At 62.4% G+C, this 14,579-nt stretch carries 14 protein-coding genes; 3 read left to right on the forward strand and 11 right to left on the reverse strand.

The features are described from left to right. Nucleotides 1-785: 785 nt before the first annotated feature. The gene (locus tag YU9_RS0129385; protein ID WP_027576009.1) at nucleotides 786-1,757 is read right to left on the reverse strand and encodes an N-carbamoyl-D-amino-acid hydrolase; all 972 of its coding nucleotides are present in this window, start codon (nucleotides 1,755-1,757) and stop codon (nucleotides 786-788) included. Between the two features lie 233 nt (nucleotides 1,758-1,990). On the opposite strand from YU9_RS0129385, the gene YU9_RS0129390 reads away from it, so the two are divergent. The 3 genes from YU9_RS0129390 (at nucleotide 1,991) to YU9_RS0129400 (ending at nucleotide 3,075) form a co-directional block, all read left to right on the forward strand. After that, complete coding sequence (locus tag YU9_RS0129390) at nucleotides 1,991-2,215, forward strand: hypothetical protein (protein WP_027576010.1); 225 nt, start codon at nucleotides 1,991-1,993, stop codon at nucleotides 2,213-2,215. Between the two features lie 219 nt (nucleotides 2,216-2,434). Beyond that, nucleotides 2,435-2,761, forward strand: a complete 327-nt coding sequence (locus tag YU9_RS0129395) for a hypothetical protein (RefSeq protein WP_027576011.1) — start codon at nucleotides 2,435-2,437, stop codon at nucleotides 2,759-2,761. After that, complete coding sequence (locus tag YU9_RS0129400) at nucleotides 2,758-3,075, forward strand: TIR domain-containing protein (RefSeq protein ID WP_027576012.1); 318 nt, start codon at nucleotides 2,758-2,760, stop codon at nucleotides 3,073-3,075. The genes YU9_RS0129395 and YU9_RS0129400 overlap by 4 nt, the downstream gene beginning before the upstream one ends. A 617-nt stretch (nucleotides 3,076-3,692) precedes the next feature. Here YU9_RS0129400 and YU9_RS46330 read toward each other — a convergent pair. The 10 genes from YU9_RS46330 to YU9_RS0129450 form a co-directional block, all read right to left on the reverse strand. Continuing rightward, complete coding sequence (locus YU9_RS46330) at nucleotides 3,693-3,911, reverse strand: hypothetical protein (RefSeq protein ID WP_084299107.1); 219 nt, start codon at nucleotides 3,909-3,911, stop codon at nucleotides 3,693-3,695. 57 nt (nucleotides 3,912-3,968) lie between these two features. Next, a complete protein-coding gene (locus tag YU9_RS0129410) occupies nucleotides 3,969-4,157 on the reverse strand; it encodes a hypothetical protein (protein ID WP_027576013.1) in 189 nt (62 codons plus the stop codon). A 162-nt stretch (nucleotides 4,158-4,319) separates the two neighbouring features. After that, complete coding sequence (locus tag YU9_RS0129415) at nucleotides 4,320-4,520, reverse strand: hypothetical protein (protein ID WP_027576014.1); 201 nt, start codon at nucleotides 4,518-4,520, stop codon at nucleotides 4,320-4,322. An 855-nt stretch (nucleotides 4,521-5,375) separates the two neighbouring features. Next, on the reverse strand, nucleotides 5,376-5,606 hold the full coding sequence (locus YU9_RS0129425; protein WP_027576015.1) for a Nif11-like leader peptide family RiPP precursor: 231 nt from the start codon (nucleotides 5,604-5,606) through the stop codon (nucleotides 5,376-5,378). Continuing rightward, on the reverse strand, nucleotides 5,603-7,156 hold the full coding sequence (locus tag YU9_RS0129430) for a radical SAM family RiPP maturation amino acid epimerase (RefSeq protein WP_027576016.1): 1,554 nt from the start codon (nucleotides 7,154-7,156) through the stop codon (nucleotides 5,603-5,605). Before YU9_RS0129430 ends, YU9_RS0129425 begins: the two co-directional genes overlap by 4 nt. Nucleotides 7,157-7,229: 73 nt before the next feature. Then, complete coding sequence (locus tag YU9_RS48245) at nucleotides 7,230-7,385, reverse strand: hypothetical protein (protein ID WP_156952198.1); 156 nt, start codon at nucleotides 7,383-7,385, stop codon at nucleotides 7,230-7,232. Nucleotides 7,386-7,563: 178 nt separating this feature from the next. Then, nucleotides 7,564-8,106 carry a cyclic nucleotide-binding domain-containing protein gene (locus tag YU9_RS0129435; protein ID WP_027576017.1) on the reverse strand — a complete coding sequence of 181 codons (543 nt, stop codon included), beginning with the start codon at nucleotides 8,104-8,106 and terminating at the stop codon, nucleotides 7,564-7,566. A 6-nt stretch (nucleotides 8,107-8,112) separates the two neighbouring features. Further along, complete coding sequence (locus tag YU9_RS42810) at nucleotides 8,113-11,022, reverse strand: NHLP bacteriocin export ABC transporter permease/ATPase subunit (protein WP_084299110.1); 2,910 nt, start codon at nucleotides 11,020-11,022, stop codon at nucleotides 8,113-8,115. Next, the gene (locus YU9_RS0129445) at nucleotides 11,019-13,244 is read right to left on the reverse strand and encodes an NHLP family bacteriocin export ABC transporter peptidase/permease/ATPase subunit (protein ID WP_084299111.1); all 2,226 of its coding nucleotides are present in this window, start codon (nucleotides 13,242-13,244) and stop codon (nucleotides 11,019-11,021) included. Before YU9_RS0129445 ends, YU9_RS42810 begins: the two co-directional genes overlap by 4 nt. 12 nt (nucleotides 13,245-13,256) lie before the next feature. Further along, a complete protein-coding gene (locus YU9_RS0129450; RefSeq protein ID WP_027576019.1) occupies nucleotides 13,257-14,525 on the reverse strand; it encodes an NHLP bacteriocin system secretion protein in 1,269 nt (422 codons plus the stop codon). Nucleotides 14,526-14,579: the final 54 nt, after the last annotated feature.

A 14,579-nucleotide genomic window follows, 5' to 3' on the forward strand; every position in this document is an offset into this window, starting at 1 on the left:
CCGCCGAGCTGCGCAACCACTCTCGTCCAGTCCTCGTTCAGAAGCGATTCGTCTGCCATCCCGCCTTGGAATCACGTGTGATTCCAACACTCAAGAATAAACTTAACGCCTATGGGGAAGGCCGGGTGCTGACCTCGCACCCGCGGTCCGCTGCGCGAAAGCACACGCAGGAAGAACCGCACAGCAGCATACAGGTGGTGCCAATCACTCGGCCTTCCCTGCGCGATGGTCGGACGGCTTATGCCGTGCTCTCCCGGGAGCCGAGTTCCTTCTGGCCTCCCTCACTCCCGCGAAAGTCACCGGCACCCGCGCCGGTTGACGCGACTGCCGCCTCCGCAAGAGCTTGACCGTAGCAACGACGGCCAGGACCACACGGTTTTGCCGTACGCACGGCCCGCCATTTCGCCGCAGTTTTCACAGCCCTGTCGACGGAGCTGCGAAACTTACAGNCGAGACGAACCTGACAGCGCCGNTCGTCNGCNCGATGCNNNGGGCTCACGGAGAGCAATCCGCCCTGCCTCAAGCTTTCGCGCCCGACGCTGCTGCGTCCACCGCAAGCCCGGCTCGCGACAATGACGACCACATGATCGCCCCTCAAGGATGAGCCGGGATGGGCGCTACATACGACATTTCCGAATTTCGGTAAAGCGGAATATTTTTGCGCATTGGGATTGACAGAGGGCGATACAGGCACGATGGCGTAGCCCGGATGGAGCGAAAGCGTAATCCGGGACAGTGCGAGATGCCGGGCGAGCGGCCCCGGATTGCGCTTCGCTCCATCCGGGCTACGGGAGCTTCACTCCCCGCGACCGCACCGGCGTCCCATCCGCCATTGTCGTCACGCCCTTCCGCTCGACGATCATCCCGTAGGCTCGCGGCTGGCGGTGGACGTCGAAATTGAAGGTGGTGCGCTTGTAGGAGTTGCAGAGATCGAGATCGCAGCGCGCCAGCGCGATCTCGTCGCCCTTGGTGGTGCAGGCCGCGATGATCTCGCCGGAGGGCGCGATGATGCAGCTTCCGCCGATCTGATCGACTCCCTCCTCGATGCCGGCCTTGGCGACGCCGACCACGAAGGTACCGTTCTGATAGGCGCCGGCCTGCATCACCAGATGATTGTGAAACAGCGAGAGATCGTCATGCTCGGGCGCGGGCGGATTGTGCACCGGCGTGTTGTAGCCGATCAGCACCATCTCGACGCCCTGCAGGCCCATCACCCGATAGGTCTCGCTCCAGCGGCGGTCGTTGCAGATCGCCATGCCCATCACGCCCCCGAAGGCATCGACGACGCCGAAGCCACTGCCCGGCTCGAAGTAGCGCTTCTCCAGATGCTGGAATTCGCGCCACGGCTCGTGCTCGGCATGGCCGGGCAGATGGACCTTGCGATATTTCAGGATGATCACGCCGCTCTTGTCGACGAGAATGGACGTGTTGTAGCGCCTGACGACTCCGGCCTCGACCACGAGCTCGGCATAGCCGAGGCAAAAGCCGATCCCGAGCTCGCGCGCGAGATCGAACAATGCCTGTGTTTCAGGACCCGGCATCTCGCGCTCGAAGAAGCCGTCGATCTCGGCCTGGTCCTCGAGGTACCAGCGTGGAAAGAACGTGGTCAGCGCAAGCTCGGGATAGACGATCAGGTCGCAACCGCAAGCGCGCGCCTCGCGCATCAACGCCATCAGCCGCGCCACCACCTCGGGCCTGGTCTCGCTCCTTGCGATCGGGCCGAGCTGGCCGGCTGCGATGGTCACAAATCTCGCCACGGGTCTGTCCTTCGCTGTTGGACGTGCGCTCCCCGCGCCGTCGCGACCGCGTACATGCAGATTCCGCGCCTTTGACGCGCGCCACGCAAGAGCAAGCCAGCCTGTGCGACCCAATCGAGGAACTTTCGTTGCCAATCTGCAACGGTTCCCCACCGTCTGAAGCCGGACAAAACAAACTCCCATTCCGGCCACGAACCGCTCTCACAAGGCCGTGAGACTACCAGGGGAAGACGATGCGTGCACAACGCGTTTGGAAAGTGAATGGGGCCGCCAGCATCGGGCAGCTTCAAGCCAGATTGGACGATCTGAACAAGCGTCTCGGTCAGCTCGAAAACCAGCATCCGGACAGCTGGAAGCTCGAAGAGCTGAGAGCGAGCGCGCTCAGCCTGTCGCGCGAGATCGACGACATCCGCTGCGCCGAGGCGACGGCGGCCTTGAGCGAGCTGTTGCGGAAGTAGTCAGGCCGCCGATTCGCATCGCGCGCAGGGAACCAAGCTCCACTCCGGCCATTTCCATGCAGAGCATGGAGCAAGATCATGAGCAGGCACCTGACGCGAGCCCATCTCGCACGCGGCGTGGCTGGCGCGGTATCCACGCTGGTCCTGTGCGCCGCGGCAGCCTTCACCATCGCGCGCCACTTTGCGTTATGAAGAATTTGGCGCTGTGAGGGATTTCGCATGATGTCCGACCCCGAGGAGTCGGTAAGGCTGCAAGGCTACGGCGAGATGACGTTGCGCACCGCCGTCGAGACGCTGATGCGGCTCGCACCGCGCGAACGATCCGAGGCCGCGGTCTTCCGCGTCCGTGATGACGTGCGCCTGGCGCAAAGCGAGATCGCCGAGCTCGCATCACACTGGGGCATCGAGCCGGCGCCCCACGTGCGATCGCCGAGACTGGTCCCGGAGCAGCACTGGCCAGACATCATCCGCGGCATGGTGCGCGAAGCGCCGCTGCCATCGCTGCTGGTGGCGTTTCTGGTGGGCGTGCTGGTGGCGCGGCGGTGAAGATCAGGACGCGCCAATCCGGACCGCAGATCGAGCAGGCGGCTGCGAGGTCGATCGGCGGCATATTCCTCTTCACCAAGGATGATGATCTCGCCGATCCCCCGCCCGGCATCGCCGCGGTGCCCCGGGACAACGTCGTGTTCGAAGCAGGCTACTTCATCGGGCTGAAGGGAAAGAACAACGTTCTCATCATCCGGGAGTCCGGATGCAAACTGCCCGCCGATCTCGGCGGCGACATCTACGCGGCGCTGCCCACGCAGGGAAACATCCAACCGATCGAGCGATCGTTGACGGCGTTCGTGGAGTCGATCTGAGCGGCCTCACGAGGACCGAGCTTTTGCGGCGGCGCGACGTGCGTTGTGATAGCACCGCCACGCTGACGCGCCTTAGATTGATTGAGGCTGATCTCCGGACAAAGCCTGAGCCATGCCGCCGCGGCAAGCCGCCCTGCTCGGGCCAAATCGGCCGTGGACCCGCCCCGAAAATCGTTGCAAAAAGGCATCCTGAGGCGCTGGCGGCCGGTCTGCCAAGCCTCTGGAAAACGTCGACTTTTGGAAGAATGGTCGGAGTGGCAGGATTCGAACCTGCGACCCCCTGCGTCCCGAACGCAGTGAACATCTTCTAAGTGATTGATTCCTTTTGTTGTCGTGGACGTTTCCGTCCCGTTTTGTTCACGGTCGTTTCACCCAATTCATTGCGATTTCGTTGCGGCGTTTCGACACGAGAGCGAAGGCTGCCGGCGGGTTCGCTACCGCGCTCGCGCTTACGACCGTCCTGACGTAAGCATCTGAAAATTTCGACAGCCGAGCAAATTAAAAGTTAGCCCCAAGTCGAAAACAATCAATGACTTGCCGGTCGCACCACCGGCCTTGTTCGGCCGAAAATGGGCATTCATCGCACGATCATGGCGCTTATTGCGCTGCGCCTACGATCAGATTGTCTTGTTGTATGAGCTGCCGGTCATGACCTGGGGCCAAAGGCCGCCCGACACATCATCCAGCGAGCTGTCGCCGAGCGCATCGGAGGTCGTCGAGATCTGGGACGCCTGAGTCTGCTGGAAAACGGTTTCCCGACCGGCTAGCCGCCCTGCGTGACAGTGTAGGCGCCTTGCAGCTTCGCCTGTTGAATTCGCGGCCTGCGTATTCGTCATTTTCAATCTCCAGGTTGATCAATGCCAATTGTCAATTCGATCGGGAACCGATGCAAGTCAAATGAATGAGGGGCTGCTGCCGTTCAATATGTACGGCCAACCGCCGCCCGACACCTGGTCCAGGGACTTGTCGCCCAGGGCATCCTTCTCTGACGTCGACGAGATATTGGTGTTCTGAGCGCCGTCCTTGGGGCTCTCGCCAGGTTCAGCCGGCGCCTTCGAATTCGCGTCCTGCCCGTTGCTCATATTCAATCTCCACCTTCATCAATGCTGAACGGTTAACCCGACGCTGCAACCTTACGCTGAGGTCGCTTTCTGATCATTTCACGAGGCAGGGAAAACGGTTTCGCTGCCTCGGCCTTTGTTTCGTCGGAAGTCTAAGCCGTCGTTGGCTCAGGTGCTTTTCGGTTAGCCCCCTCCGCCTGTGCAGGAGTAGCTGAAAGCCGCCGAAGTACTGAACGGCCAAGAGCCGCCAGATACTTCGTCCAGCGAGCTGTCGCTCAGCGCATCGGGCGTCTTCGAGATCTGGGACGCCTGGTTCTGCGCGCCGTCCTTGCTCTCGCCAGGTCCGGCTTGCGCCGTCGAATTGGTGTCCTGCCCGTTGGTCATATTCAATCTCCACCTTCATGAATGTTGATCGGCTAAACCCGACGTTGAAACCGTACGCTCAGCTCATTTCGGGAACATTTCGAGAGGCACCGAAAATGGTTTCGTAGCTGCACCTCTCGTCCTCTCTGCGCACTAGCCTCCGTCGTTTCTGGCAGGCACGCGACCGCCCGACACGTCGTCCAGGGAGCTGTCGCTGAGTGCATCCTTTTCAGACCTCGAGATTTGGGATGCTTGCTTGCGAGCGGCGTCCTTGCCGCTCTCGAGAGACTCGGCTTCCGAATTCGTGTCCTGCTTACCGGCCATATTCAATCTCCAATTTTTAATTTTTTCGAACTAAATTACAAGCTGAATCTGGAGCAAAGACCGTGGGAAAACGGTTTCGCGGCGTCCGTGCGCTACAGGGTAAAAGGTACCGCTGGATTCATTGGCGAGCGATACGGCAGATGCCGTATTTCGTCGTCGCTCACGGGGACGTGTCGAAAGGCCCTGCCTTCGACCTCAGGATTTGGCGGCTTTCATCGCGACACGCAGCAACTATGGCTACTGAAGCTGTGACAGGAGTGACGGTAAGGACCGTTCAGGAAACCGGCAAAGCCATTGGAAGCGCGGCGAACGGATCTGATATCGACTCGGAATTGGCTGTTAGGCGAGATTCACTTCATGCGCCGATGTGGCGGGGAATCCCCACCCCGCCTGTGAACAGGCGAGCGCATATGGATTTGCTTGGTTCAACGAATTCGGTGTCCTCCCCGCGCAAGCGGGGCCGATCTTTATAGGCCCGCGTCGCGCTTGCTCCGACAACGCTGCGCGTTGCCGGAGCTTACTTGCCCGGGACGACGATGTCCTGCTTCGAGGTCAGATGCGAAGGCCGGCATAGGCACCGGAGGCGGCGTCGAGCGCCTCATCGCTGAGACTTCCCGATCGGTCGCCTGCGCTCAGATCTGCAATGTCCTCCTCAGTGAAATCGAAACCTTTCGACTTCGCGAGGGCGATGATCCGCTGGGTGTCGCCGCTGCGAAGAATCGTGAGCGAGGCGCTGTCGTCACCCACGCTCGAAACAAAGTTGGTCCATTGATCGATCTTCATCTCGTCTCTCCTACGTTGGTGGTCTCATCATTGGTCGGTGAAATCATAGCTCCGGCGTTGGCGCCGTCCCAAGGTCCTTCGTCCAGCACGCCGAGGCGGAATAATTCGTCCAGAGCGTCCACAACCGATTCTCGTGCAGCGCCATGCTGTTCGATGAGACTGATGAGCTTCTCCGCGCCATATTGGCCCGACTGAACCATCACTCCGAGCTTGGTCATGAGCGGCATCTCGCGTGTCGCCTCGAAACGCTGCCGCAAATGTGGGCCGATTAACGCGAACCCGCCTGGCGTCGGCTCAAAACGCAGACACGACTGAAAGCGCAGGAGGGGCAACTCGCTGACCTTCCTTGCCATGTGGCAATCCATCATTTCATTGACGATCCACTTCACGTCCTCGGGTGTCTCGAAACGTCTTTCGTCGTAGACGCGAAATCCGAGGGGCCACTGCTCGTGCGGCGCACATGGGCTCGCCAACTTGATCGTGCGTTCCACCAGGTTGAACATAAACCCGGTCTCGCAGGAGGGCGTATTCATCAGCGTGTCCGAACGGTACTTCCGATAAGTAGCCACGTTTTGCTGCGCCCGCCCGGCGAAAATCATCCCCTGCGCCCCGCTAGCCCCCTCGTTCCGGGGACTGACTGTCACCAGCAGCAGTTCTTCCGGCGAGAAAGCTGCGTGAATCTTTGAAAGCATTCCGAGGCTTAGCACCGAAAACCGCAGCCAGCGCGGCGGGGACACGGCGATCATTCGGCGTGTTCGCTCGATATCCCGCGTCGGCATGGCCGTACTTGTATTCGGATGCTCGCCCATAATGCCGGCAAAATCAGCGGCGAAGAATTCGTAGTCCGGATTGTCGAACGGATCAGTGCCGCTGTAACAGATACTCGCTTGTGCAGCGGAACCGGCGACGTTTCGAATGACTTCGAGCATTCCACGCCAAAGCCGCGCGTTTGCCGATGTATAGCGAAAGACCTCTCCGAGCTTCGGCGGCGCTGACGAGCAGAACCAGCACCCGACTGAGCAGCCGCGCGACAGCTCGAAACTCGCCGGGATGTGCGGATTGGCGGCGACATTTACTCCGACTTCGAGGTTCAGCCGATGGATCTGTCGCTCGCGCCAGCGAACGAAGCGCATATCACGGGGAATGACGCCTGCAATCTTTTGATTGCGCCATGTCCTTAACGACGCATTGAATGCAAGGTAGCGCGCAAAGATCGGCGGCGGATTTTCCTCACCCCTTTCGACATTGGCCGAGTCCCACACCGGTCGTACGATCTCGGGATCGGCCCGCAGTCCATAAGCCTCACCCAGGCGACGCGGATCCGCTGGATAAGCGGCCCTGAATTTCCGATCCGCGGCCCAACGTTCCTCGAACCGCTTGATGTCGCTGAACGCGATGACATCGCTCGGAGCTAGAGGCTGCAATCCGGCCCGCTTGAGTTTTTCGATCGCGCGCTCGACCGCGCGATCCTGCCCAAAAGAGTCCATAGCACCCCATGTAGCCGGCATCGCCATTGCCTCTGCGGTCCGCCGGGGAGTCATTTGATCCATTTACCGCTGCTCGAATGAGTGACTGTGTCGCTATCGCTGGAGGCCGTTCCTCGGTCCGCCCCTCGACCACTGGTCAGCCCACCGGCGGCGGCGCATCACCTCCACCAGAACTGAGTCCGCCACTCCAGACGACTTCTTCGAGTTGCTCAGCATCAAGCTCGCCCAAATCTAGGGCGATCTGCCGTGGTTCGGGCATTACGGATGTCGGCGAGTTGAGGGCGGCGTTCATGATGGGATTTCCTCAAAACTAGTCTTAAGTAAGAAAAGCACAATAAAGGGAACGGTAGAGAAGATGCCCCGTGCAACCCACCCAGAATACCTTCCCGGATGTGGCTGGCAACTCAGAAAGCGGTTCAAGACCTCGCAAATAAGTTACTGCCGGAATGTCAGATACGCCGGTGGCGCCTTCAGCCCCGCGCCGCGACGCTCTTGACCAGTCGGTCAAATCGGTCGCCGGCCATGGAGATTTGGTCGAGCACGCCGATGTCGAGCTCATCCTTCAGCCTGACGCTCTCGTCCTCGAGCCCCTGGCCGGTGCCATATGCCATCCGCTTCTCAGTCGCGCGCAGGCGATCGGTCAACAAGATTGCCAGCGCGCGGTAGAATCGGCTGGCAAAGGCGACGTCGTCTGCGAGCTTCCGCTGGAGCTTCTTCTTGTCGATGAACAGGGCCGTGCAGTCGCTCTTCGCGGTCACGGTTGCCGACGGTGGGGCTGAATCCACCAGTGACATCTCCCCGATGAAATCGCCGGAATGGAGCTGGGCGACCTCACCAACACCTTCCACGCCCACCGCCATCTTGCCTGATAATAGCAGCACGACCGAGTCGATCGCACTGCCCTCGTGGATGACGACGGCGCCCCGTTCGATGCGCCGACTTGTGCCGGCCTGTACCATCCAGTCGATGTCGGAATCGTTCAGCACGCCGAAAATGAAGAGGACCTTGCGCATGATCGGCTACCTTATCAGTTGACGTTCCGCGAAATCGGTAAAGAGGCCCGGCTGCGCCATCAGCTCGGCAAAGGTGCCGCTCTGCACGATCCTGCCGCCATCAAGCACGACGATGCGGTCCGCCGACTGGACGGTGCTGAGCCGGTGAGCAATGACGATGCGCGTCAGGTTGAGCCTGGATATTGAATCGCTGACGATGGCCTGGGAGCGGTTGTCGAGCGCGCTGGTGGCCTCATCCATGAGCACGAGCCGCGGCCGGTGCGCCAGCGCCCGGGCGATCAGCAATCGCTGGCGCTGGCCGCCCGAGAGCGTGCTGACGCCCTCGGCAATGAGGGTCTGCATGCCCATGGGCATGGCCTCAAGGTCGCGGTCCAGTCCTGCCAGCCGTGCGATCTCCCAGGCCTGGTCAAGTGACAGCTCTGCGCCGCCGCAGATGTTCTCATAGACGCTGCCGGAGGCGAGCCTGGAGCTCTGCAGCACCACACCGACCTCGCGGCGCAACAGCCCAAGGTCGATCGTCTCGAGCGATTTGCCGTCGACGAAAATCACGCCGGATTCCGGCTTCTCGAAGCCGAGCAGCAAACGGAAAAGCGTCGACTTGCCGCTTCCGGAGGGGCCGACAACGGCGAGGTATTCTCCCTTGCGCACGCTGAGGCTGACATCGTCGAGAATCAGTGGCCCACCGTCGCCGTAGCGGAACGACACGTTGGCAAACTCAATCGAGCCGCTGATCTCCCCAACCGACTTCCGCTCGTCGCTGATTTCGGTGGCCGTGGCGATGATCGGCCTCAGCCGCTCGATCCTGGGGATTGCGACCAAGAGCTCTCCGACCGCCAGCGCCCATTCGCCGATCGCGGCAAGCGCCAGCCCGAATGCCGCGTAAAATGCCAGGAATGTGCCGAGATCATGCTGCAGCCTGAGGCTCGAAACGTTCTCGGCGAGGGCGAAGATGAGCAGCGTCGCTAGGGCCGGAAACGCCGCATCAAAGCTCTTCTGGAGGTTTCCGACGCGCTGCGATGCGATGAAATTGCGCTTCTGCTCGCCGAAGCGATCGACCCAGATGGCGAGCGCGTGCATGGTCGCATTGGCGATCCGCAGCTTTCCGACGCCGGTGAGAAACTGCAGGACCAGCCCCTCCAGCCGGCCCTGTTGATGGAGGCTCTCCCGTTCGTTGGACAGTCGCGCCAGATTGATCGCCACCACCATTGCAACCCGCAAGCCCGCGAGCGCAGCCGCGAGCATGCCGAGCCTGATATCGAGGGAAAGCATCACGGCAAAACTGAACAGGCACGACACCAGGGCGAGGCAACCGCGGATCGACCGGCCGGTGATGACCGTGCGGACGGCCTCGATGCCAAGCGTGCGGTCCGCGAGGTCGCCGACGGAAAAATTGCGGAAAAAAGCTGCCGGCATCCGCAGCAGACGATCGACGACGGCAGCCTGCAAGACCCAGTCTAGCCGGCTCTCGAGCCGGAGCATGGCGATGCCCTGCATCATTTGAAAGCCGCCGGCGACCAGGGTGACGACAACGAGCGCGATGGCGCAGATCAGCAGCTGGTCGGCCTCGGCGCGCGGAATCACGGAATCGATCAGCAGCTTGGTAACCAGGGGCGTCGCCAGCGCGAGAAGGCCGAGACACAAGGCGGCCAGCATGATCCGCAGAATATCGGCGCGAACCGTCGCGGCGCCGAACTGCAGCAGGTCGCGAACCGTCAGGGCCCGTGACGGCAACGGCCGATAGAACATCACCGCCTCGGGGGCGAGTTCAGCGGCGGTTGCCCGCGTCAGCTCGCGGCGCGTGCCGGCGCCCGGATCGACGATGATGTGGCGACCGCCCGCACTCGGCAGCACCGCAACGGCCCGCCGGTCCTCTCCGAGAAACGCGACGAATGGACCTGCGCTGTTGGCCCACCAATCCGCTCGCAGGAGCAGGCGCCGCATCCGCACCCGGGACGCCCGTGCGATCATCATGGCATCCGCGAGATCGTCGCTGCCGGACATCATGCCGGCCGGCGCCCGGAGCGAAATGCCCATGGCATTTCCGACCTCCCGACAAGCCGCAAGCAAATGGCTGGTGCCGATTGCGCCTGCTTGCGATGCGCCGGACCCCGCCGTGATGATGCCGGCAAGATGGCTGACGATGCTACCGGTGCGCAGCCGATTCAGCTTCGAGCGCAGGCGCAGACGATCGGCTTCCGCGAGGGTTTCCTCGTCGATCCTGCGACACAGGCTTTCCATGACGCGGAGGTGGAGGCGATCGAGCGCGGCCCAGATGTCGGCAAGCGGGAATGCCGTGCTCTCTCGGACCTCCAGCGTCGTCTCCTCGCGGGCAACGATCCACGTGCCCGCTGGCATCGGCAAGGGACCTTCGCCTATGCCATGGAGCTGCGCCATCTCCATCACGCAGATGTTCCCATGCTCGATCGCGATCCAGCCGATCCGCTGGCCGGACAGCCGGAGAATGTCGCCGGGTGCCAGTGCGTATCGCGAGCCGATCGCAGCCTGCTGCACCACCGCCCCCTGAGGAGCCGCTGCGATGATTTCCGACACACGCGCGGTCCAGGCGTCGATGCCCTCGCGATTGGCGAAACGGCCGCGATGGTCGATCACGATCTCGGTCTCGAGGCCGCCGACCGCAATGACGCTCATCGAAGTCCCGATTGCATCGCTGACGACGGGCAGGCCGAAGATGACGGCGCCTTGCTCGACCCGGAACAGATGGTGCCGCCGGTTCGGCGCGCCGCTTTCGCCCTCCCTGACGGCGAACAGGTCCACATAGCCGCGCACGACGTACAGGACGAGATCGACATCATTGACCGGCAACGGTCGATGGCTCTCGAGCGCAACCGGGGCGGACGCCGTGTCGGGACGACGGGGCGCTATTTCAAGCGGCGGAGGCTGGTAGGCGCTGCTCATTCGCTCGATACCAGCTCGACATATTCGCCGCCTTCGGCCAGCAGCTCCTGGTGCGTTCCGCGCTGCACGACCCGCCCGTTGCTCATCACGAGGATCTCGTCACAGTCGCGGATCGTGCTGAGCCGGTGCGCGACGATGATGCAGGTGCATCCCCGGCGGCGGAGATTGTCGTCGATCGCCTTCTCGACGATCGGATCGAGCGCCGACGTTGCCTCGTCGAGGACGACCACGGAAGGATTGCCCGCCAGCGCCCGCGCGATCTCGAGCCGCTGTCGCTGGCCGCCGCTGAAATTTCTGCCATCCTCGGCCACGTGGCAATCGTAGTTGCCGGCGCGGACGGCAATCTCCTCGTGGATCAGCGCATCCTTGAGCGCCCGGGACACGCTGGCCTCCGGCACGGTGTCGTCCCAAAGGGTGAGATTGTCGCGCGCCGTCCCTTCGAACAGAAGGATTTCCTGATCGATATAGGCGACCGAATTGGTGAAAATCTCCTGCGGAATCTCGGTCATCGACCAGCCGTCGATGCAGATCTCGCCGGACCAGGGACGGTAGAGTCCGGCAACGAGCCGTCCCACGGTGGATTTACCGCTGCCGGACGATCCGACCAGGGCCACGCGCCGGCCCGGTTCGACGACCAGCGAAAAATCCTCGATCAGCGGCGGCTCGAGCGCCGAATAGCCGAACGAGATCTCCTTCAACTCGACCCGGCCCGATAGCTTTGCGGGCATCGTCGCGGGCGCGAGTTCGATACCCACCAGCGGACGAGCGGGATAGTTGAAGACGTCCTCAATCCTGAACAGGTTGCCCTTGATGGCCAGAAAGGCCGTGGTCTGCTGCACGAGCGCATTGACCGGCTCGACCAGGCTGGTGAGCAGCGCCTGCAAGGCGACGAGGCCGCCGATGGTCAATGCGCCATCGATGATCCGCAAGCCGCCCAACCCCAGCACCATCGCGGTGGTCAATCCGGTCAGGAAGACCGGGCAAGTGTCGAGGAAGGTGGAGTAGGCGCCGAGATCGCGCTCGGCGTTGAGGACCTTGGCCTGGAAGCCCGCCCAACGCGCGAAGGCGTCGTCCTCCAGGCCGCCGGCCTTGATGGTTTCGATCGTGCGGATGATTTCGATGGTGCTTCCATTCAGTTTGGCACGTTCGATGGACAGCTTGCGGTTGAGGTCCTCGCGCTGGCGGGCAACCAGCCTGAGCACAAGGACATTGAGCAGAGCCATGGCGATGCTGATCGCTGCCAGGAGCGCATCGTAGAACGCCATCGTGACGGCGATGAAGATGACCGAGATCAGGTTGAGCGCATTGGTAGCCACCCCGTTCGAAAGCAGCTGTGCGATCTGCTCGCTGGCGGCGATGCGGTTGGCGAGGTCGCCCGAGTGCCGCTGGGTGAAAAACTCCATCGGAAGGGTGAGGACGTGCCATATCAGCTGGCTGACCATCGTCACCGTCAGCTTGGTCTGGATGCGCAGGAGCAGGGATTGTTGAAACGCCGTGATCAGCGCCCGCACCACGGCTGTGATCGCCATGCCGATCAGCAAGGGCGTGAACCAACCTTCGACATGCTTGATCAGGATGTCATCGACGAAGATTTTTGCGAATGTCGGGACCAGTATGGTCGGCACCACGAGCGCTACGCTGAGCGCAATCAGCAGAGATACGGCCACAGCCGAATTCGACAGGCGCCGCAGCAGCAGCGGAAAAAAATCGGGCTCGCGCCCGCCCGGCTTGAAGTCGGGTCCCGGCTCCAACGCCAGCACGACGCCGGTGAAGGAAGCGTCGAACTCATCATGGCCGACCCTGCGTCGCCCGACCGAGGGATCGTTGAGATAGGCGTAGTCCGAGTCCAGCTTTTCCAGCACGACGAAATGGTTGAAGTTCCAATGGATGATCGACGGCATCGGCAGCTCATGGAGCGTTGCCGGTTCCTTCCTGAAGCCCTTTGCCGTCAGTCCGAAACGCCGCGCAGCCTTCAGCACGTTGCTGGCCTTGCTGCCATCCCTGGACACGCCGCATTCCTCGCGCAGCCTTTCCAGCGGCACCCAGAGCCCATGGTGCGCCAGGATCATCGCGAGCGAGGCAGCGCCGCATTCCAGCGCTTCCATCTGGAACACCGTGGGAGTGACCCAGCGCCGACGTCCCGGCAGCGGGATACGCCCGATCCAGTTGCCGAGGCGATCGAGGAGCGGCGGCCGAATGTCGGTTTGGCGCGATGCGGTCATGTGCTGGCGATCCTAGCCGCCGATTCCGCTCAGCCGCTTCATCAACGGGATCACCAGATCGATCGGCGGCTGCTCGCGCGTCGTGACTTCGGCGCGGGTCAGCGTACCGCTCGAGAGCAGGATCGGCGGGCCCTTGCCCGAGGTCCAGCGATAGCCGCTGAAGGTTGAGGGATCACGCTCCAGAGCCACCTTCGCCGCATAGGGCGTGCCGGCCTGCGAGAAGCGTTTGACCAATGCGTCGTTGTGAAGGTCCGCCAGCATGCCTTGGGGCGTTACCGGAAAATCCGAAACCGCCACCACATTGCCGACAATCGCGCCGTATTCTTCCCGCTTGATCGTCGTCGGCTCGACACGAACCTCCATGCCGGGCCTGATGTTCTTACCGCGATCCGGCGGCATGTAGATGGTCGCCTCCAAGCTCTGCCCCGCGGTCTCGATCTCGATAATGGGCGCCCCCACGGCGAGCACGGCGCCGCCGGACACCTTGACTTCGACGACACGACCGTCTGCGGGGCTGAGGATCCGCGATCCTCGATCGAGCTCGGCCGCAAGCTGCTCAACCGTCCGCTTCGCGTCATTGACCTTGAATTCCGACACCAGGCGATCGCGCTCACGCTGGCTCTGCAGATCCAGCCGCTGCGCGTTCAGCTTGAGAATGTCGTTCCTGGCGTCTGTGATGCGCTCGCGTGCATTGTTGAGTTCGACGCGGCGATCCTCGAGATACTTGCGTGTCACAATTCCGCTCGCCGCGGCGGGCTCGAGTTTGGTCACCTCATCCGTCAGATAGGCGGTGCGCTTCTCGGCGGCCGCAATCACGTTGGCCAGCCCCGCTTCCTGAGCCGCATAATTGGCAAGCTTGGCATCGATCTCCCGCGAAATCGCCCCGGTGAGCTCGGCATGCTCACGTTCGCGCTCGCGCAGGACGTCCCTGGCCTGCTGAAGCCGCTGCTCGGTCTCGGTCTGGAGGACGCGGGCGATCACCTGGTCGCGGCGGACGGCGTCGCCGATGCCGACGTCGAGCGAGGCCAGCCTTCCGCTGACCGCGGATACCGCGTCGACCAGGCGACCGCCGCTGCTCAACAAAATGCCGTCGCCGGATACGCGGGTCGGAATGCGGCCCAGCACGCTCCAGGCCAACAGCACGGCTAGACCCAGCGCCAGCGTTGCAGCGGCCATCCAGTCAAACGGACGCGTGACGCCGACAACATGGTCGAGCTGCTCGGGATTCGAAAGCCGCTCGATGGCCGCTTCACGAAAGATTCGCTCCGTGCCCCGTTTCATGCAGCCCCCCGCAAACCACCGAGCCGTTCTTGACCGGGCTCGATTTGGCCGGAA

The organism is Bradyrhizobium sp. WSM1743 (assembly GCF_000473065.1).
Classification (GTDB): domain Bacteria; phylum Pseudomonadota; class Alphaproteobacteria; order Rhizobiales; family Xanthobacteraceae; genus Bradyrhizobium.

Excerpts from the sequence above, each read along its gene's own strand:
- YU9_RS0129430 (WP_027576016.1), bottom strand. The coding sequence starts at position 7,156 with ATGGATCAAATGACTCCCCGGCGGACCGCAGAGGCAATGGCGATGCCG.
- YU9_RS0129425 (WP_027576015.1), bottom strand. The coding sequence starts at position 5,606 with ATGAAGATCGATCAATGGACCAACTTTGTTTCGAGCGTGGGTGACGAC.
- YU9_RS0129415 (WP_027576014.1), bottom strand. The coding sequence starts at position 4,520 with ATGACCAACGGGCAGGACACCAATTCGACGGCGCAAGCCGGACCTGGC.
- YU9_RS0129395 (WP_027576011.1), top strand. The coding sequence starts at position 2,435 with ATGATGTCCGACCCCGAGGAGTCGGTAAGGCTGCAAGGCTACGGCGAG.
- YU9_RS48245 (WP_156952198.1), bottom strand. The coding sequence starts at position 7,385 with ATGAACGCCGCCCTCAACTCGCCGACATCCGTAATGCCCGAACCACGG.
- YU9_RS0129410 (WP_027576013.1), bottom strand. The coding sequence starts at position 4,157 with ATGAGCAACGGGCAGGACGCGAATTCGAAGGCGCCGGCTGAACCTGGC.
- YU9_RS0129445 (WP_084299111.1), bottom strand. The coding sequence starts at position 13,244 with ATGACCGCATCGCGCCAAACCGACATTCGGCCGCCGCTCCTCGATCGC.
- YU9_RS0129390 (WP_027576010.1), top strand. The coding sequence starts at position 1,991 with ATGCGTGCACAACGCGTTTGGAAAGTGAATGGGGCCGCCAGCATCGGG.
- YU9_RS0129450 (WP_027576019.1), bottom strand. The coding sequence starts at position 14,525 with ATGAAACGGGGCACGGAGCGAATCTTTCGTGAAGCGGCCATCGAGCGG.
- YU9_RS0129435 (WP_027576017.1), bottom strand. The coding sequence starts at position 8,106 with ATGCGCAAGGTCCTCTTCATTTTCGGCGTGCTGAACGATTCCGACATC.
- YU9_RS42810 (WP_084299110.1), bottom strand. The coding sequence starts at position 11,022 with ATGAGCAGCGCCTACCAGCCTCCGCCGCTTGAAATAGCGCCCCGTCGT.
- YU9_RS46330 (WP_084299107.1), bottom strand. The coding sequence starts at position 3,911 with ATGACGAATACGCAGGCCGCGAATTCAACAGGCGAAGCTGCAAGGCGC.